The 18153-nt window shown below is 61.1% G+C and carries 13 protein-coding genes; 7 read left to right on the top strand and 6 right to left on the bottom strand.

Annotated elements, in window-relative coordinates:
- Nucleotides 1-44: 44 nt before the first annotated feature.
- Nucleotides 45-209 carry a type 2 periplasmic-binding domain-containing protein gene (locus tag C4J83_RS13405; protein WP_372239304.1) on the bottom strand — a complete coding sequence of 55 codons (165 nt, stop codon included), beginning with the start codon at nt 207-209 and terminating at the stop codon, nt 45-47.
- Between the two features lie 277 nt (nt 210-486).
- On the opposite strand from C4J83_RS13405, the gene C4J83_RS13400 reads away from it, so the two are divergent.
- Nucleotides 487-1338 carry a CAP domain-containing protein gene (locus tag C4J83_RS13400; RefSeq protein WP_119741924.1) on the top strand — a complete coding sequence of 284 codons (852 nt, stop codon included), beginning with the start codon at nt 487-489 and terminating at the stop codon, nt 1336-1338.
- A 172-nt stretch (nt 1339-1510) separates the two neighbouring features.
- Complete coding sequence (locus C4J83_RS13395; protein ID WP_124417268.1) at nt 1511-3697, top strand: response regulator; 2187 nt, start codon at nt 1511-1513, stop codon at nt 3695-3697.
- Between the two features lie 3 nt (nt 3698-3700).
- Here the strand turns inward: C4J83_RS13395 and C4J83_RS13390 are convergent, their stop codons facing one another.
- The 4 genes from C4J83_RS13390 to C4J83_RS13375 form a co-directional block, all read right to left on the bottom strand.
- A complete protein-coding gene (locus tag C4J83_RS13390) occupies nt 3701-4828 on the bottom strand; it encodes a GGDEF domain-containing protein (RefSeq protein ID WP_106577901.1) in 1128 nt (375 codons plus the stop codon).
- Nucleotides 4829-4918: 90 nt separating this feature from the next.
- Nucleotides 4919-7156 carry a 1,4-alpha-glucan branching protein GlgB gene (gene glgB, locus C4J83_RS13385; RefSeq protein WP_124417267.1) on the bottom strand — a complete coding sequence of 746 codons (2238 nt, stop codon included), beginning with the start codon at nt 7154-7156 and terminating at the stop codon, nt 4919-4921.
- Entirely contained in the window at nt 7153-10500 is a 3348-nt protein-coding gene (gene treS / locus C4J83_RS13380) for a maltose alpha-D-glucosyltransferase (RefSeq protein ID WP_124417266.1), read from the bottom strand. The genes glgB and treS overlap by 4 nt, the downstream gene beginning before the upstream one ends.
- A gap of 91 nt (nt 10501-10591) precedes the next feature.
- Nucleotides 10592-12580 carry an alpha-1,4-glucan--maltose-1-phosphate maltosyltransferase gene (locus C4J83_RS13375; RefSeq protein ID WP_124417265.1) on the bottom strand — a complete coding sequence of 663 codons (1989 nt, stop codon included), beginning with the start codon at nt 12578-12580 and terminating at the stop codon, nt 10592-10594.
- 204 nt (nt 12581-12784) lie between these two features.
- Between C4J83_RS13375 and C4J83_RS30480 the strand changes: the two genes are divergently transcribed.
- A complete protein-coding gene (locus C4J83_RS30480) occupies nt 12785-12943 on the top strand; it encodes a hypothetical protein (protein WP_164487928.1) in 159 nt (52 codons plus the stop codon).
- Nucleotides 12944-13176: 233 nt separating this feature from the next.
- A complete protein-coding gene (locus tag C4J83_RS13370; RefSeq protein WP_106577897.1) occupies nt 13177-14187 on the top strand; it encodes a M10 family metallopeptidase C-terminal domain-containing protein in 1011 nt (336 codons plus the stop codon).
- Here C4J83_RS13370 and C4J83_RS13365 read toward each other — a convergent pair.
- Nucleotides 14176-14691: an MgtC/SapB family protein gene (locus C4J83_RS13365; RefSeq protein ID WP_124417264.1), complete on the bottom strand. Its 516-nt coding sequence runs from the start codon at nt 14689-14691 to the stop codon at nt 14176-14178. The genes C4J83_RS13370 and C4J83_RS13365 overlap by 12 nt on opposite strands.
- A 123-nt stretch (nt 14692-14814) precedes the next feature.
- On the opposite strand from C4J83_RS13365, the gene C4J83_RS13360 reads away from it, so the two are divergent.
- The 3 genes from C4J83_RS13360 (at nt 14815) to mapR (ending at nt 18131) form a co-directional block, all read left to right on the top strand.
- Nucleotides 14815-15054 carry a DUF3203 family protein gene (locus tag C4J83_RS13360; protein WP_124417263.1) on the top strand — a complete coding sequence of 80 codons (240 nt, stop codon included), beginning with the start codon at nt 14815-14817 and terminating at the stop codon, nt 15052-15054.
- Between the two features lie 184 nt (nt 15055-15238).
- Entirely contained in the window at nt 15239-16648 is a 1410-nt protein-coding gene (gene ccoG, locus C4J83_RS13355; RefSeq protein WP_119741907.1) for a cytochrome c oxidase accessory protein CcoG, read from the top strand.
- Between the two features lie 73 nt (nt 16649-16721).
- Nucleotides 16722-18131, top strand: a complete 1410-nt coding sequence (mapR, locus tag C4J83_RS13350) for a GntR family transcriptional regulator MpaR (RefSeq protein WP_106577894.1) — start codon at nt 16722-16724, stop codon at nt 18129-18131.
- Nucleotides 18132-18153 lie beyond the last annotated feature (22 nt).

Below are 18153 nucleotides of genomic sequence, written 5' to 3'. Positions count from 1 at the left end.
GGTTTCGCGTCAAGGCAGCGGCGATTGTACCTGCTGCTGCGCGTTTATTGCCCGCACAGCTCGCGTAAACAACCGCGCAACCCGCGGTGGGCCAGGTCGGCATCCGGCCGCGGGTGCCAGCGCATGGCCACGGTAAAAGACGCACGCGTCAGCGGCAGCGCAACGCGGTACAGCCCATCGCGCTGGTGGGCGGTGTAGCGTCCGGGCACGCGGGCGATCAGCCGGCACCTCGGCCCTGGGCGCAGTATTTGTCTGGGCCAGCCCGATATAACCCACGCAACCGCGCAAAGCGTGGCGAATGGCCTGCACGTGACCTTTGCCGTGGCACTGGCGCCGATCATCCTCGCACGCCGCTTCGCCTGGCGCCGCCACAACGCCGTGAACGGCGCGCAGAACACCCGTTGAGGCAAAAAAACAAAAAAGGCGTTGCGCCAGACCGGGTTACATCGCGCATCATGGGCACTTTCAAGCTCAAGGGTAACGTCCATGCGCGTTCTGTCATTGATGATGGGTTTTACGACGCTGGCCGCCAGTCTGGCGTTCTGCGCCAGCGCGATGGCGAATGAAGAAAGTCAGTTGGTGCAACAGATCAACCAGTACCGCAGCCAGGTGCAGCGCTGCGGTGACCAGGGTTCACAGGAACTGCCACCGCTGGCCAGCGACACACGGCTGGTGCTGCCGGCCACCAATGTCGGCGATTTGCAGCAAGCGCTCGCGCGGGCTGCGTACCCGATGGTCAACGTGCAAGCCATCAGCCTGTCGGGGCCCAAGGATGCCCAGGCGGCCATGAAGGCGGTGCGGGAAAGTTTCTGCCGCGTAGTGCTGGACCCGCAATTTGTCGACATCGGCGTGAGCAACAGCGGCGAGGACTGGCGCATTGTGCTTGCCCGCCCCCTGCTCTCCAGTGGTTTGGGTGATTGGCAGACCGAAGGCCGGCAGTTGCTCAACCTGATCAACGCCGCCCGTGAACAGCCGCGCCAGTGCGGCACCCAGGCATTTGCCGCGACCACGCCCGTGTCGTGGAACGACGACCTGGCCAGCGCCGCCAACAGCCACACCCGCAATATGGCCAACGGCAACTTCTTCGACCACCTGGACCACGACGGCCGCACCCCGGGCGATCGCGCTGAACTGGCAGGCTATATCGCGAAAAACATCGGCGAGAACATTGCCGCCGGCCTCGACACGCCGCGCAAGGTGGTGGATGGCTGGCTCGCCAGCCCAGGGCACTGCGCCAACCTGATGAACCCGCAATTTCGCGAGTTGGGCGCCGCTTATGCAATGGACCCCAAGAGTGATGCGGGCATCTACTGGACCGGTTTATTCGGCACGCAATAGCGGTTGGGCAAGCGCCCAACCCGGCCCAAGCACACCTATTCAAATGGATAAGACATCAAAGTGCCATCTCGTTGATAATTGCGCTGAACTGCTAACGATCAACCGTGTCTGTAGCTGGGTGCCATGAATGTTCAGGCGCGCTGAAGACTCTGGCAAACAAGGTGTTCTCCCAATGATGAATTGGCTGCAAGGCAGCAGCGACATGGCCGAACGCGTGCGTCAGCATGATTGGGCGAGTACGCCATTGGGTCCGCTGGAAGACTGGCCCGACGTACTCAAAACGACGGTCGCGCTGTGCTTTGCCTCAAGCTTCCCCCAGTCCATCAGTTGGGGGCCACACCTGATCACGCTCTACAACGATGCGTTTGTCCCCATTCTTGGCGATAAACCCTACTCGTTGGGCCGCCCGTTCAGTGAAACCTGGCGTGAAGTCTGGGATGAAGTAAGCCCCATCGCCCGCGCGGCCTTTGAGGGGCACGCGACCTATATCGAGAATTTCCCGCTGGTGATTGAACGTGGCAACGGCCCGGAGCAATCGTATTTCACATTTTGCTACAGCCCTGTGCGCGACCCGTTGGGCGCAGTCGTGGGCATGCTCAATACCGTCACCGAAACCACCGCAACGGTATTCCTCAGCCGACGCCTGGCCGTATTGGATGCGATTGGCAGCGCGGTGGCCAACGCCACCGACGCCGAAGCCATCATGACCTTCACCACGCGCCTGCTCGCCGAGCACATGGGCGTGTCCATCTGCGCCTACGCCGACATGGAAGCCGACGAAGACAGCTTTACCATCCGCGACAACTGGGCCGCACCGGGCTCGCCGAGTATTGTCGGGCGCTACAGCCTCGCGGATTTCGGCGAGCAGGCCGTAAAGTGCCTGCGTGCAGGCGAACCGTTTGTGGTGAATGACAACCGCGTGGAGTTCAGCCCCGAGGAAGCTGCCGCCTACCAGTCGCTGGGCGTGACGGCGACGGTGTGCTTTCCGTTGATCAAGGATGGGCGCCTGACTGCATTGATGGCCGTGCACCATAAATTCGCGCGCCTGTGGTCACCGTACGACCTGGCGCTGGTGGGCGAAGTCACCGAGCGCTCCTGGGCACACATAGAACGTGTGCGCGCCGACGCCGCCGTACGCGAGGGCCTGGCCGCGATCACCGAGCTGAATGCCACCCTGGAACAACGCGTGGAAGAACGCACCGCCGCGTTGACCCAGGCTGAAGCGGCGTTGCACCAGTCGCAAAAGCTCGAGGCGATCGGCCAGTTGACCGGCGGCGTGGCCCATGACTTCAACAACCTGCTGACGATCATTCGCTCCTCGGTGGATTTTCTGCGCCAGCCGGGGCTGTCCGAAGAGCGACGCACACGCTACATGAGCGCGGTTTCAGACACCGTCGAGCGCGCCAGCAAGCTCACCAGCCAGTTGCTCGCCTTCGCCCGCCGCCAACCATTGAACCCGGAAGTCTTTGATGTGTGCGAGCGGGTCAAGAACATCGGCGAGATGCTTGAAAGCGTGACCGGCGCGCGTATCACTGTGCAGATCGAACTGCCCCGCCTGCCCTGCTATGTGCGCGTCGACCCGAGCCAGTTTGAAACCGCGCTGATCAATATCGCGCTCAATGCCCGCGACGCCATGGACGGGCGCGGCACCCTGACACTGAGCGTCGCCACGGTGGCAGCGTTGCCGCTGATCCGTGGCGATGCGCAAGTACAGCAGCCGTTTGTGGCGATTGCCCTGGCCGACACCGGCAGCGGCATTGCCGACGACACCGTCGAGCGCATTTTCGAACCGTTCTTTACCACTAAGGCGGTGGGCAAAGGCACAGGCCTTGGCCTGTCGCAGGTGTTCGGGTTCGCCAAGCAATCGAGCGGTAACGTCGACGTGGCCAGTACCCTTGGGCAAGGCAGCGTGTTTACCCTGTACTTGCCCGAAGCAGAAGCCGAGACGGTGCAGGCCAGCCTGCCACAAGAGGACCGCTCGCTGGACCACGACACCGCGCAGCGACATATCCTGATCGTCGAAGACAACCTCGAAGTGGGCCGCTTCGCCAACCAGATCCTGCAGGACCTCGGTTACCAGACCACTTGGGCCACCGATGCCGAACAGGCACTCGCGCTGGCCGGCCCGGATGTGATGGCCTTCGACGCGATTTTTTCCGATGTGGTGATGCCGGGCATGACCGGCGTGGCGATGACCAAACTGCTGCGCCAGCGTCGGCCGGACCTGCCAGTGGTGCTGACCTCCGGCTACAGCGAAGAATTGGCCGACAGTGGGTATGAAGGGGTCGAGTTCCTGGCCAAGCCCTACTCCGCGGACCAAGTGGCACGCGTGCTGGCCAAGTCGATGCAGCGCGCCTGACGCCTACTCCGCGATCGCTACCTGGTTACGGCCCATGGCCTTGGCGCGATACAGCGCCTTGTCGGCCGTGTTCATCAGGCTGTGCAGGTCCTGATCAAGGCTGCGGGTCGTCGCCACACCGAGGCTGGCAGTCAAGCCCTGCACCGGTTCGGCGGCGAGGCCAGAGATGGCCTTGATCAGTTGCTCGGCGATAGCCCGGGCGGTTTCCAGCGAAGTATTGGGCAACAACACCGCAAACTCCTCGCCGCCGAGCCGCCCATACACATCGGCCTGGCGAAACGATGCACTGATCACCCCGCCAATCTGGCGCAAGACCTGGTCGCCAGCCTGGTGACCGTAGGTGTCATTGATGGCTTTGAAGTGATCCATGTCCATCATCAGCGCGCACAGCGGCTGCTGGTTATGGCGACATTGCGCGTACAGCACCTGGGCATGCTCGAAGAATGCGCGGCGGTTCATCAATCCGGTCAGTTCGTCGGTCTGGGCGGCGCGCGTGGAAATCGTGTGCGCACGTTCCATTTGCCGGGTCAGGCGAAAGGCTTTTTCCAGGGCATCCGCCAATTTGCGCGTGGCGCTCGCCACAAAGGTCGAGAACACCAGCACTGCCACGCCCACACCCACTTGCATCGACGAGGGCTGGAACAGCAGCCACAGCGTGCAGGGGAACAGCACCAGGACCATGGAGCCCAGCGTCATGTAACGGTAGGCGGAATAACACGAGACAGCGCTGACCGACATGCCCACGGTGAACAACATCACCAGCACCTGGGAGACGCGGTCGTCGGTGGGCATCACCGCCAACGCGCCAATGCCCCACACACCCGCCGACAGCATCAATGTCACCCAGTAGCGACGCTCCCAGCGGTCGGGTGTACGTTCGCTGTTCGGGCAGCGAAACCATTGCATGAACATCTGCACGCGCAGCAGCGATGTCACTGCCAACACCGATAACCAGACCAGCATGACGGTGTGGTCAAAGCGGTCCCAGCACAACCAGCAGAGCATGACGGCGGCCAGGTAACTGCCAAAAATGGCGGCGAAGGATTGACGAAACAGTTGATGCAAGCGGTCGGTTCGCACCAACTCTTCTATCAAACCATCCTGGTCCTGCCCACGCCCTAGGCCGTTCATTCAATACGCCTGCTTCGACTGCCGCGACAAAGGCGCCATTGTGGCACCCTGCCAGCAGCGCGGACAACCGAATCCGGCACCTTGGTGACCTTAAAGCGATTCCGGCCGCAGAATCAGCACACCCAATGGCGGCAAATTCAACGACAGCGACACTGGCTGCCCATGACGTGGCTCATCCTGTGTGAAAACTTCCCCGCCGTTGCCGTAGTTGGAACCGGCGTACATGTCGGCATCGCTGTTGATCACCTCGCTCCAGCGCCCGGCAAACGGCACGCCGACGGCGTAGGCTTCACGCGGCACCGGGGTGAAGTTAGCGACGACCAGCACCGCTTTGCCGTCCTTGCTCCAGCGCAGCCAGGCATAGACGCTGTTGATCGCATCGTCGCCGATCAGCCACTGGAAGCCCTGGGGCGCATCATCCTGCTCATGCAGCGCCGGTTCCTCACGGTACAGGCGGTTCAAATCGCCCACCAGTTTCTGCACGCCCTGGTGTTCAGGGTATTGCAGCAGGTACCAATCCAATTGCTGGTCGTGGTTCCACTCGCGCCACTGCCCAAACTCGCAGCCCATGAACAGCAGCTTCTTGCCGGGGTGCATCCACATGAAACTCAGGTAAGCGCGCAGGTTGGCAAACTTCTGCCAGCGGTCACCGGGCATCTTGTCGATCAGCGAATGCTTGCCGTGCACCACTTCATCGTGGGAGATCGGCAGGATAAAGCGCTCGGACCAGGCATACACCAGGCCAAAACTCAGCTCGTTGTGATGGTGAGCGCGGTACACCGGGTCTTGCTGGATGTAATGCAGCGAATCGTGCATCCAGCCCATGTTCCACTTGTAGTTAAAGCCCAATCCGCCCTGCTGGGTGCTTTGGCTCACACCCGGCCACGCGGTGGATTCTTCGGCGATCACCAGTGCGCCCGGCGCTTCCAGCGCCACCACGTCGTTCAAATGACGCAGGAAGTCGATGGCTTCCAGGTTCTCGCGACCGCCATGGCGGTTAGGCACCCACTCACCGGCTTTGCGCGAATAATCGCGATACAGCATCGAGGCCACGGCATCCACCCGCAGGCCGTCGATATGGAAGTGTTTGAGCCAGTGCAGCGCCGAAGCCAGCATAAACCCATGCACTTCGGTGCGGCCCAGGTTGTAGATCAGCGTGTCCCAATCCTGATGGAAGCCTTCCAGCGGGTTGGCATATTCGTACAGCGCGGTGCCGTCGAACTGGGCCAAACCGTGGGTATCGGTCGGAAAATGCGCCGGAACCCAGTCAAGGATCACACCGATATTGGCCTGATGGAGGGCGTTGACGAAGAAGCCGAAATCTTCCGGCGAGCCAAAGCGCGCAGTCGGAGCAAACTGCGACAGCGCCTGATAACCCCAGGAACCGCCGAACGGGTGCTCCATGATCGGCATCAGCTCAACGTGGGTGAAGCCCAATTGCTGCACATACGGAACCAAGCGCTCGGCCAGCTCGCGCCAACCGTACTGGCGAGAGACTTCACCGGCCTCGTCGAGCTCGCATTGCCAGGAGCCGACATGCAGCTCATAAATCGACAGCGGCGCCGAGGGCTTCTGCTTGTCGGCGCGCGACTGCATCCACTCATGGTCTTGCCAGTCCACCTGCAACGGCGCGGCGACTTTCGAGGCGGTGTCAGGCGGCAGCTGGGTCGCCAGCGCCATCGGGTCGGCCTTGAGCGGCAGAATGCCGTGGGCACCGAGAATCTCGTACTTATAGGCCGCGCCCGGTTGCAGGCGCGGGATGAAGATTTCCCAGACGCCCGAGGGGTGGCGCAACCGCATCGGATGGCGGCGGCCATCCCAGATATTGAAATCACCCACCACCGACACGCGCCGGGCGTTCGGCGCCCACACGGCAAAGCGCACACCTTGCACGCCATCGACGCTGGTCACTTGCGCGCCGAGGCAACTGCTCAGGTCACGGTGATTGCCTTCGGCAAACAGGTACAAGTCCATTTCACCGAGCAGCAACTGGCTGAAACTGTAAGGGTCTTCTGTGATCTGCTCGCCGCCGGCCCACTGGATTTTCAGCAGGTAGCTCTGGCGCGTCTTGAAGTGGCCGACAAACAAACCTGGCACCGGGCTGGCGTCCAGATTGCCGAGTGTCTCACCGCTGTCTCGCGCCAGCACCTGAACACTCAGGGCTTCGGGCAGAAACGCGCGGATGAACTGGCCGCCTTGCTCGTCATCATGTGGCCCGAGAATCGAGAACGGGTCATGGTGTTCGGCGCGTACCAGTGCTTCGACGTCCTTGGACGCCGGCATTGCAGTCAGTTTCGGTTGCAGCGGTTCTTTATTTGTAAAGCTCATGACGTCTCCCCACCGCGTGCAGTTTTCGATATAGGTGTTAGCCCGCTGAGCAGACCGTGCAAACCTTGCAACGGCACCGGCAACCAGGTCGGGCGATTTTCCGCTTCGTAGGCCACTTCATACGCGGCCTTTTCCAGGCTGAACAACGTCAGCGCAGCGCTTTGGCCTTTGGCATCCTGCCAGTCATGCGCCAGTGTAGACGTCGCCTGATGATAAGCCTGGGTAAATGCCTGACGTGCTTCACTCAAGTACCGGTCGGTCACGCGCTTGCGGGCAATGTCCGCTTCGGGCGAGTGATCCACACCTTGCACATTCAAGGCCATGGCGGCGGCGTAATCGAACGAGCGCAGCACGCCACTGACATCTTTATAGGGGCTGTGCTTGCCGCGTCGCTCATGCAGCGCACGCGCCGGTTCGCCTTCAAAGTCGATCAAGTAAGCATCGCCCTTGACCACCAGTACCTGGCCCAGGTGCAAGTCACCATGAACCCGAATCCGCAACCCGCCGGCCGTGGCTTTCGCCAGGGCCTGAACGTGCGCGCCGATGGCTTTTTTCTGCGTCAGCAATTCACTGACCAGCGCCTGATCGGCAGGGTTCAATTGACTTTGATGAAGCTTGAGCAAGTGCAGCGCGCGGTCGATCTGCGCGCCAACGTCCTTGGCCCAGGCCTGGGTATCCTTGACGCTCGTGACTTCGGGTTTGAAGTCTTTGTTGGTGGTTGTTGCCGCCAAGACCGCGTGCATCTCACCCAGGCGCTGGCCGAGCAAACCGGCAAAGTCTTGCAGTTCGCCAAGGGCGTTGTAGTGCTGTTCCTGTTCGGACATGGCTTCGGCCAGCTCGTCACGAATCGCCCGCTCCAGGCTGTTTTGCGTCCAGGCCCACGCATCGCCCTGGTTGCTGAGGTAGCCCTGGGCAATCATCAACAGGTTGTCTTGCCCTTCACCGTCACGACGCACCATCGAGCCCAACAACGGCGAGATGTTGGGGTAACCGGCTTCGGTCAGGTAAGCGCTCATTTCCAGCTCCGGGTGCACGCCGGCGCTGACTTTGCGGATGAGCTTGAGCACCAGGCTCTCGCCCACGACCACCGAACTGTTGGACTGTTCGGCGGACAGGTAGCGCACCTGCGATTCGTCGCCCAGTTGCAGCTTGGCCAGATGCGGCGTGGCCTCAAAGCGCAAGTCACCTTCGCCGGTATTCAGCACGGTGCCGGCTTGCAGGCCATGGATCACCGCGCGAATAAAATGCTCAAGGCTGAAGGCGTCGGTTACCAGGCCGACCTGACGCGCACGGCGTACACGGGCCAGTGCCAACTGCTGCGGCAACGCGCTGGTGAACTGGTCTTCGCCCAGAAAGCCAAATGGCAGTTGATAGCGGCTGACCTGGCCGGCGCTGCTCACCTCGATTTCGCTGAGCAGCACCGGGTGCTGCGGGTCGCCAAAGCGCACGCCGTAGGCAATGCGCACACTGTCGATGGCGGTGTCCTTGCCGGCAAACCAGCGCCGCTTGGGCAACCAGGTGGGCAACGAGGTTTGTTCCAGCGTGCTGCGGCACGGTTCTTCGAGCAGTTCTTCCATGCGTTTTTTCAATACCAGGGTGGTGAAGTCCGGGATGCTCTGCGCCGGTTCCACATGCCAGCTCGGCATCTGGTTTTCCGCCGCCAGCACAAACCAGTAGAAACCGTAAGGCGCCAGGGTCAGCAGGAAATTGAGCTGGCCAATCGGCGGGAAGGCATTCCCGCCGAGCATCTCCACCGGCACCATGCCGGCGAACGCCGACAAGTCCAGTTCGGCGGCCTGGGCACTGCGTGACACGTTAGCCACGCACAGGATGATTTCCGTGCGGCCATCTTCGCCGGTGAATTCACGGGTGTAGGCCAGGATGCGGCGGTTGCTCGGCGAGAGCATTTTCAAGCTGCCACGGCCGAAGGCCTTGGACTGCTTACGCACCGCGAGCATGCGCCGGGTCCAGTTCAGCAACGAGTGCGGGTCCTGAGCCTGGGTTTCGACGTTGACCGACTGGTAGCCGTAAAGCGGGTCCATGATCGGCGGCAGCACCAGGCTTGCCGGGTCGGCGCGGGAAAAGCCGCCGTTACGGTCGATGGACCACTGCATCGGCGTACGCACGCCGTCGCGGTCGCCCAGGTAGATGTTATCGCCCATGCCGATCTCATCGCCGTAATACAGGGTCGGCGTGCCCGGCATCGACAACAGCAGGCTATTGAGCAGTTCGACACGGCGGCGATCACGTTCCATCAGTGGCGCCAGGCGTCGACGAATACCCAGGTTGATCCGCGCGCGACGGTCGGCGGCGTAGTAATTCCACAGGTAGTCGCGTTCTTTGTCGGTGACCATTTCCAGGGTCAATTCATCGTGGTTGCGCAAGAAGATCGCCCACTGGCAGTTGGCGGGAATCTCCGGGGTCTGGCGCAAAATATCGGTGATGGGGAAGCGATCTTCCTGGGCCAGCGCCATGTACATGCGCGGCATCAGCGGGAAGTGGAACGCCATGTGGCATTCATCGCCGTCGTCACCCTTTTTGTCACCGAAGTACAGCTGCGTGTCTTCCGGCCATTGGTTGGCCTCGGCGAGCAGCATGCGGTCGGGATAATGCGCGTCGATCTCGGCACGGATCTGCTTGAGGACGTCGTGAGTTTCCGGGAGGTTTTCGTTATTGGTACCGTCGCGTTCGATCAGGTACGGAATGGCGTCCAGGCGCAGGCCGTCGATGCCCATGTCCAGCCAATAACGCATCACCGACAGCACCGCCTTCATCACCTGCGGGTTGTCGAAGTTGAGGTCCGGCTGGTGGGAATAGAAACGGTGCCAGAAGTACTGACCGGCGACCGGGTCCCAGGTCCAGTTGGATTTTTCGGTGTCGAGAAAGATGATGCGGGTGCCGTCGTATTTCTGGTCGTCATCGGACCACACATAGAAGTCGCGCGCGGCCGAACCCGGCTTGGCCTTGCGCGCACGCTGGAACCAGGGATGCTGGTCGGAGGTGTGGTTGATCACCAGTTCGGTGATGACCCGCAGGCCGCGTTGGTGGGCTTCGGCAATAAACCGCTTGGCGTCGGCCATGGTCCCGTAGTCGCTGTGCACGCCACGGTACTCGGCAATGTCATAGCCGTCGTCGCGGCGTGGCGAGGGGTAGAACGGCAAGAGCCAGATGGTGTTCACGCCCAGGTCGGCGATGTAATCGAGCTTGGCGATCAGCCCGGGAAAATCACCGATGCCGTCGTTGTTGGAGTCGAAATAGGATTTGACGTGAACCTGATAAATCACCGCGTCCTTGTACCAGAGCGGGTCTTTGATAAAGGTGGCAGCCTTGGGTTTCTTCGCCATTGGAAACTCCTGAAAATTCTGAAAAAACCAACTGGTGGAACACGCTCCCTGCAGGCGCCGTGTGCCGACGCCTGCAGGTGACTGGCTGGTTTCAGGAGGTGGTGATTCTCCAAATTCCAAACGGCATATGCGGCTCCAGCCGCGTCCACTGAGTCTTGCCGTACCAGGTCCAGCGATGCCCGTTCATCAAGTCTTCGCCTTGGGTCTGGGCGTCATCCGGCAAGCCCAGCTCCCACAGCGGCAACTCGAAATGGGCTTCCTGGGCATTGAACGGGTCGAGGTTCACCGCGACGAGGATGAAATTGCTGCCGTCTTCACTGCGCTTGCCGAAGTACAAAATGTTGTCGTTCCAGGCGTTGTAGAGCTTCAACCCCAGGTGCGTTTGCAACGCGGGGTTCTGCCGGCGGATACGATTGAGCTGCGCGATCTCGGCAATGATGTTGCCGGGCGCCGTGAAATCGCGCGGGCGGATCTCGTACTTCTCTGAATCCAGGTACTCTTCCTTGCCCGGCACCGGCGCGGCTTCGCACAACTCGAACCCCGAATACATGCCCCACAGGCCCGAGCCCATGGTGGCCAGTGCGGCGCGGATCAAGAAACCCGGCCGCCCGGATTCGTGCAGGAAGCCGGGGTTGATGTCCGGCGTGTTGACGAAGAAATTCGGTCGGTAGCACTCGCGCCAGGGCGATTCGTTCAATTGCGCAAAGTACTCGCTCAACTCGGCCTTGGTATTGCGCCAGGTAAAGTAGGTGTAACTCTGCGAATAACCGACCTTGCCCAGGCGCGCCATCATTGCAGGCGTGGTGAACGCTTCGGCGAGGAATATCACGTCAGGGTGTTTGCCGCGCACGTCGCTGATCAGCCATTGCCAGAAGGGCAGCGGTTTGGTGTGAGGGTTGTCGACCCGAAAGGTCTTCACGCCCTCTTCCACCCAGCCCAGCACGACGTCACGCAACTCAGTCCACAGGCTCGGAATCGCGTCGGCGGCATAGAAGTCGACGTTGACGATGTCCTGGTATTTCTTCGGCGGGTTCTCGGCGTATTTGATCGTGCCGTCCGGGCGCCAGTTGAACCAGCCCGGGTGCTGCTTGAGCCACGGGTGGTCCTGGGAACACTGGATGGCGAAGTCCAGAGCGATTTCCAGGCCGTGGTCGGCGGCGGCCTTGACCAACCGACGAAAGTCATCGCGGCTGCCCAGTTGCGGGTGGATGGCTTCATGGCCGCCCTCCTCGCTGCCAATCGCGTACGGGCTGCCGGGATCATCGGGGCCGGCGGTCAGGGAGTTGTTCTTGCCTTTGCGATGGCTGCGCCCGATGGGATGGATCGGCGGGAAGTACAGCACGTCAAAGCCCATGTCATGGATCATCGACAGCCGAGAGTGCACGTCGTTGAACGTGCCGTGGCGGGCAGGATCGTCAGTGATCGAGCGCGGAAACAGCTCGTACCAGCTGGCAAACTGCGCCGCGGTGCGCTCGACATCAACCGGATAGACCGGGCTGACGCTCAAGTAGGCACGGTGGTCGGCCTGGGTCATCAGGTGTGCACTGTCTTCGTGCAGAAACTGCGCGACCTGCTCGGTTTCCAGCAAACCGGACAGTTCGTGGTGCAACAGCATCAGGCGATCGCGCAGCTCGTTGTCACTGCGCTCGGCGGCCTGCAACACCAGGCTGCGACCTTCCTGCAACTCAAGGCTGACTGGCACGCCGGCCTCGTGTTTCTTGCGCAGCTCATAACAGAAGCTGGCAAAGGTATCGATCCAGGCTTCGATGCAATATTGGTGGGGGCCTTGCTGCGTCACAGTGAACGCGCCTTCCCAGCCATTGTTGCCGACGTCGGTCATCACCACGCTGTGCCAGCTTTCGTCCTGCAACGGGCGCCAGCGGATCAGTACGGCAAGCTTGTCGTGGCCATCAGCAAAGACCTTGCTGGTGACATTGATGCGCTGGCCGACCACGGCCTTCACGGCAAACTCGCCGCCGTCGATCACGGGCGCGGTACTTTCGATAGCGATCCTGGGCAATAACAACGCCTGGGACAGCGGCAAAATGGAATCGTCTGGAGCCAGTGTTTCAGCAGTCATCGAGCATCTTCCCCTTACGCCCTGTGGACGCTCTTTGCTTGATCCGAATTCTGATATGGCAACGCTCTCCCTGAGCAGGGCCGTAATAGGTCCGAGCCTGGCGTCAGGTGAAAAGTTCAGGTGGATATGTCGCCATTGGGCGGGGAATCAATTCCCCCAGGCGGATGTCCACCGCAAGAGCAAAGCACAAAGGAGGCCACACCGATGAATATCCCGATTCCGGCTGAAACACCCGATCCGAACATCGACGACCCAACGTTACCGCCCGCTGAGCCGAAGCCGATCCCTGAACAGGAACCCCCTGAAAACGATCCACCGCCGGTGCAGGAACCGCCAACGAGCGAGCCGCCGGCCATTCTGTGACGAGGCCCTTATAGGTTCAGCGTCCGCTCGCAAGGCACGGCGAGTACTGCCGACGCAGTACTGGCCGTTGAACCGTGACTCGCGAGCAGGCGTTGACGCAGAAAATTCCCACTCACTAGAAAGGCAAAGCCCTAATTCCAACCGATGCGATCGTTCTCATACTGATTTTGCGCTGACTTCATTTCCAGGCCCCTGGCCCCAGCGCTCGTCCGATTGGTTTTTGAGGATTCATCATGTCGACTATCCAGCAGCCGTCTCGTGCCCGCGCCGAACTCATCCCAGGCCACCTTCATTCCCACCCCATGCCGCCATCACCCGTGAGCGTGTCTGCTCAAGCGCTGGACGCCCTGCTCCGGTCGGCGCCGAACACCACCCGCGAGCCGATGCGTGCAGATGGTGCCGTACCCGCCGACCAGGCGGCGCTGGAAAAACAGCTCAAGCAACTCTGCGACCAGCTGGACCGCAAAACCGTTGAGCGCCTGATGCGCGACCCTGAGTCCAGCGAGTCAAAAGACACCTTCAACACCATCGACAGGCTGTTGACCCCCGACAACCTCAAGTGCCTGTTGAACAGCCCCAACGCAACGTCCTGCATCAAGATCCTCGCCAGGATCGAAACCCAACTGAACAAAGGTTCGCTCGACACGGTCTTGAGCCCCATTGAAACCGAGCAGGTCGGCGCCTATCGCAACTATGTGGAGGCGGCGCTGTTCGCGTTGAAAGCCAGCTTGATGAAAGCCTCACCGAGCAGTCGCTTTGATATGGTTCGCGCGTTCTCCCGCCAGGAACACGCGCCCCTGACGAGCATTCAGGACTATATGCATAGCCTGCAGGTTAAGAGCAAACACCTCTGCGACATTGCCACTCAGGTCCGGAAGGTGACCGAGCCGTTGCAATATGCGCATCTTGAAGATTGGCAGCGACGGGACCACTACGAGTCCGACTGTAAAAACCACCCCAAGACCTACAGTTTCACTAACACGCTTGAGTCCACGCTCGAGCACCCGTGTGAAATCAGGCACTTTGTCACCGACCGGGACAAGCTGGACGTCACCGGCATTCGCCGGCAACTGAATAAACCGCTGCACTGGGTCAACCAGTTATCCGGCGCCAGTGGTGAGATGCAGTTGAAATACTCGCGTGCGCACAACGCCAGCGTGCTGGTGATTGCCGGCAACCAGGGGGAGCCTGCGCTGGTTGCAAAGATATTTGGTCAGGTCAAAGAAAACGATCTACTCACCTGATCGGCGGTCATCCTCAATCTCGAATGCCCTGACGATCCGGGGCATCACGCTGAATACCGCCAAGGCCAGCAAGGTACTGAGCACCGCTGTCGATTCGCGGCCCATGCCGGCGGCAACCCCGATTGCCGCAGTCATCCACAGGCCGGCAGCGGTGGTCAGGCCTTTGACGTGCTGGCCCTGCTCATCTTCCTTGCCTTTGAGAATGGTGCCGGCGCCGAGAAATCCGATGCCGGCAATCACGCCTTGAAGCACCCGGCTCATCGCATCCGCCTGGCTGCCGGACGTCTGCGGCACCAATACAAACAGCGCGGCGCCCAACGCCACCAGCATGTGGGTGCGTACACCGGCCGCCTTGCCCTTCTGTTCCCGTTCGAACCCGAGAATACCGCCCAGGAGCGCGGCGATCAGCAAGCGCACGGTGATCTGGGTGAGTTGTTTCGCATCGCCGATGTCGGCAAATTCGGCTTGCAGGGTTTGCCACACTTCGCTCCACCAGGCATCCATGGAAAGCGGTCCTTTGTGATTATGGGTCTAGCATGGACAACGGCGACCGCCAGTCAGTTGCCTGGAACGCAGGGCAACCGGGTGAACCCTAATGATCACCCGCCAATGGAAAAGGAGATCACCATGCCTGTACGTATCGATAACCAGACGTGCTACTTCAAGGTTGATGAAGACGGCCAGGAGCGCAGCCTGCCTGCGCCCGACGTGACGGTCAGTACCGACAGCCTCAAAGCCATGTCTTTTGTGACGCTGGATAACGACAGGATCTACATCACCGAGGCCGAAGCCGATGCCTTGACCGTCGCCGGCGCCGTGGATGGACGCAAACACTTAAAGGCGACCGACAGTGATTCGGTAATTTGATTGATCTGTATCAATGTGCGCTGATTAGCGCTGCACTCCTGGCGCCACGGAGTGCAGCGACCGGCCACAGCCTTGTAGACGAACCCCATCTGATCCGCTTTTTATCGCCCTAGCTGAGTCTGTTATGCACACAGAGCGGCGTCCATAGTTCATCCGCCTGATGGAGGCTGATGAGCGAACGACCATGAGCGAAAGAATCCCAACCGTGGAAACCTTTGAGCCCATACACCCAAAGAAGGTGAAGGCCAAATCCAGCGACAACCTGATCCATACCCGCAGCTTTACCGGCCTGTTTCGTACCTTGCGCATAGCCGGCGCCGCGGTGCTGTTCCTGGCCTTTTTCGGCACCGTATGGCTGAACTGGGGTGGGCGCCAGGCCGTGCTGTGGGACCTGGCCGAGAGCAAATTCCACATCTTCGGCGCAACCTTCTGGCCCCAGGACTTCATCCTGTTGTCGGCGCTGCTGATCATCTGCGCCTTTGGCCTGTTTGCCATCACCGTGTTCGCAGGCCGGGTGTGGTGCGGCTACACCTGCCCGCAAAGCTCGTTTACCTGGCTGTTCATGTGGTGTGAAAAGGTCACCGAAGGCGAACGTAACCAGCGCATCAAGCTCCACGCAGCGCCATGGAGCCTGAACAAGCTGGCGCGGCGCTCGGCCAAACATGCCTTGTGGCTGGGCATCAGCGTGTTGACCGGGCTGACGTTTGTCGGCTACTTCACGCCCATCCGGCCTTTGGCCTTGGAGCTGCTGACGTGGCAAATGGGCGGCGTCAGCCTGTTCTGGGTGCTGTTTTTCACCGCGGCCACGTACATCAATGCCGGCTGGCTGCGTGAAGCGGTGTGCATGCACATGTGCCCCTATGCGCGCTTCCAGAGCGTGATGTTCGACAAGGACACCCTGACCATTTCATACGATGCGGCGCGTGGAGAACACCGCGGCCCGCGCAAACGAGACGTGACGCCCGCCGACGTCGGCCTGGGTGACTGCATCGACTGCCAGCTGTGCGTGCAGGTGTGCCCTACCGGCATTGATATCCGCGACGGCTTGCAGATGGAGTGCATCGGCTGCGCGGCCTGCATCGACGCCTGCGATTCGATCATGGACAAAATGGGCTATGCCCGCGGCCTGGTGAGCTATACCTCCGAGCATCAACTGCAGGGCGGCAAAACCCACCTGCTTCGGCCGCGATTGATCGGCTACAGTGCCGTGCTGCTGGTGATGATCGCCGCACTGGTGGTGGCCCTGGTAGGACGGCCGATGGTGTCGCTCGACGTCACCAAGGACCGCGGCATGTTTCGCGAAAACAGCCAGGGCTTGATCGAAAACATTTACAGCCTCAAGGTCATCAACAAAACCCAGCAGCGCCAGGACTATCGCCTGGCGTTGGTGGACGCCGAGGGTTTCGTGCTGCAAGGCAAGACCGAGCTCAGCCTGGCGCCGGGGGAAATCAGCGATGTGCCGGTGTCGGTGGCATTGTTGGCCGACAAGCCGGCGAGCAGTTCACAGACCCTGCGGTTCAAGGTGACAGACGTGGATGAGCCGTGGATCTACAGTGCGGCCGACAGCCGCTTTGTGGCGCCGATGAACCGCTGAGGTCTAACCGACACAGGCCCCCAGCCACTGTTTGCCCTGTGTTCATAATGAGAAAACTGTTTTTAAGGTCTTCATGAAACGCTACGAAAAATTCGCCGATGACATCGCAGAACTGATCCGCTCCGGCGTGCTCGGGCCCGGCCAGCGCGTGCCGTCGGTGCGCTATGCGAGCCAGACCTACGGCGTCAGCCCGTCCACGGTGTTCCAGGCGTATTACCTGCTCGAACGCCGTGGGCTGATCCGCGCGCGGCCGCGCTCCGGTTACTTCGTCAACACCCATGCACCGAGCCCGTTTTCCGAGCCGGTGGTGAGCGAGCATGTGCACGAATCCACCGAAGTCGATGTGAGTGAACTGGTGTTTTCGGTACTGGACTCCATCAAAGACCCCAACACCGTCCCCTTCGGTTCGGCCTTTCCCAGCCCGATGCTGTTCCCTTTGCCACGCCTGGCACGTTCGCTGGCCAGTGCCAGCCGCGAAATGGACCCACGCCTGGTCGTGACCGACATGTCACCGGGCAACCCGCAGCTGCGCAGGCAAATTGCCCTGCGTTACATGGTTGGCGGCCTGATGCTGCCGATGGAAGAGTTGCTGATCACCAACGGCGCGCTCGAAGCCCTGAACCTGTGCCTGCAGGCCGTGACCGAGCCGGGCGATCTGGTAGCCATCGAAGCGCCGGCGTTTTATGCCTGCCTGCAGGTGCTCGAACGTCTGAAGCTCAAGGCCGTGGAAATTCCGGTGCACCCACGCGACGGCATCGACCTCAACGCCTTGGCGCAAAGCCTTGAGCGCTACCCGATCAAGGCCTGCTGGACCATGACCAGCTTCCAGAACCCGATGGGCGCAACCCTGCCGGAGGCCAAAAAGCAGGCGTTGGTGGAACTGCTGCGCAGTCACCAGGTGCCGCTGATCGAAGACGACGTGTACGCCGAGTTGTATTACGGGCAGCAAGCGCCCAAACCGGCCAAGGCCTTCGACACCGAAGGCCTGGTGATGCACTGCGGCTCCTTTGCCAAAAGCCTGGCCCCGGGTTACCGCGTTGGCTGGGTGGCCGCCGGGCGCTATGCGCAGAAGGTCGAGCGCTTGAAGCTGATGACCTCGTTGTGCCCATCAATGCCGGCGCAGGCGGCGATTGCCGACTACCTGCAACACGGCGGTTATGACCGCCATTTGCGCAAGTTGCGCTATGCCCTGGAAGAACAGCAAAGCGCGATGCTGGCGGCCATCGCCCGCTATTTCCCGGCCCAGACACGGGTCAGCCAGCCGGCTGGCGGGTATTTTTTGTGGCTCGAACTGCCGGAGCAAACCGACTCGCTGAAGTTATTCCAGATGGCCCTGGCCCAAGGCATCAGCATTGCGCCGGGGCCGATTTTCTCGGCGACCCAGCGCTTCAGAAATTGCATCCGCTTGAATTACGGCAGCCCGTGGACCGAGGCGTCGGAGAAAGCGATGGAAACGCTGGGGCGGATCGTGCGCTCGTTTTGAACAGGCTCGCCGCAGCCAGACC

Source organism: Pseudomonas sp. LBUM920 (assembly GCF_003852315.1).
Lineage (GTDB): Bacteria > Pseudomonadota > Gammaproteobacteria > Pseudomonadales > Pseudomonadaceae > Aquipseudomonas.
The sequence above is the reverse complement of the archived record's forward strand: the minus strand, read 5'-3'. Positions and strand labels throughout refer to the sequence as shown.

What these genes read in the sequence shown, in the direction of transcription:
- C4J83_RS13400 (WP_119741924.1), top strand. Translation starts at nt 487, where the DNA reads ATGCGCGTTCTGTCATTGATGATGGGTTTTACGACGCTGGCCGCCAGT.
- C4J83_RS13395 (WP_124417268.1), top strand. Translation starts at nt 1,511, where the DNA reads ATGATGAATTGGCTGCAAGGCAGCAGCGACATGGCCGAACGCGTGCGT.
- C4J83_RS13390 (WP_106577901.1), bottom strand. Translation starts at nt 4,828, where the DNA reads ATGAACGGCCTAGGGCGTGGGCAGGACCAGGATGGTTTGATAGAAGAG.
- glgB (WP_124417267.1), bottom strand. Translation starts at nt 7,156, where the DNA reads ATGAGCTTTACAAATAAAGAACCGCTGCAACCGAAACTGACTGCAATG.
- treS (WP_124417266.1), bottom strand. Translation starts at nt 10,500, where the DNA reads ATGGCGAAGAAACCCAAGGCTGCCACCTTTATCAAAGACCCGCTCTGG.
- C4J83_RS13375 (WP_124417265.1), bottom strand. Translation starts at nt 12,580, where the DNA reads ATGACTGCTGAAACACTGGCTCCAGACGATTCCATTTTGCCGCTGTCC.
- C4J83_RS30480 (WP_164487928.1), top strand. Translation starts at nt 12,785, where the DNA reads ATGAATATCCCGATTCCGGCTGAAACACCCGATCCGAACATCGACGAC.
- C4J83_RS13370 (WP_106577897.1), top strand. Translation starts at nt 13,177, where the DNA reads ATGTCGACTATCCAGCAGCCGTCTCGTGCCCGCGCCGAACTCATCCCA.
- C4J83_RS13365 (WP_124417264.1), bottom strand. Translation starts at nt 14,691, where the DNA reads ATGGATGCCTGGTGGAGCGAAGTGTGGCAAACCCTGCAAGCCGAATTT.
- C4J83_RS13360 (WP_124417263.1), top strand. Translation starts at nt 14,815, where the DNA reads ATGCCTGTACGTATCGATAACCAGACGTGCTACTTCAAGGTTGATGAA.
- ccoG (WP_119741907.1), top strand. Translation starts at nt 15,239, where the DNA reads ATGAGCGAAAGAATCCCAACCGTGGAAACCTTTGAGCCCATACACCCA.
- mapR (WP_106577894.1), top strand. Translation starts at nt 16,722, where the DNA reads ATGAAACGCTACGAAAAATTCGCCGATGACATCGCAGAACTGATCCGC.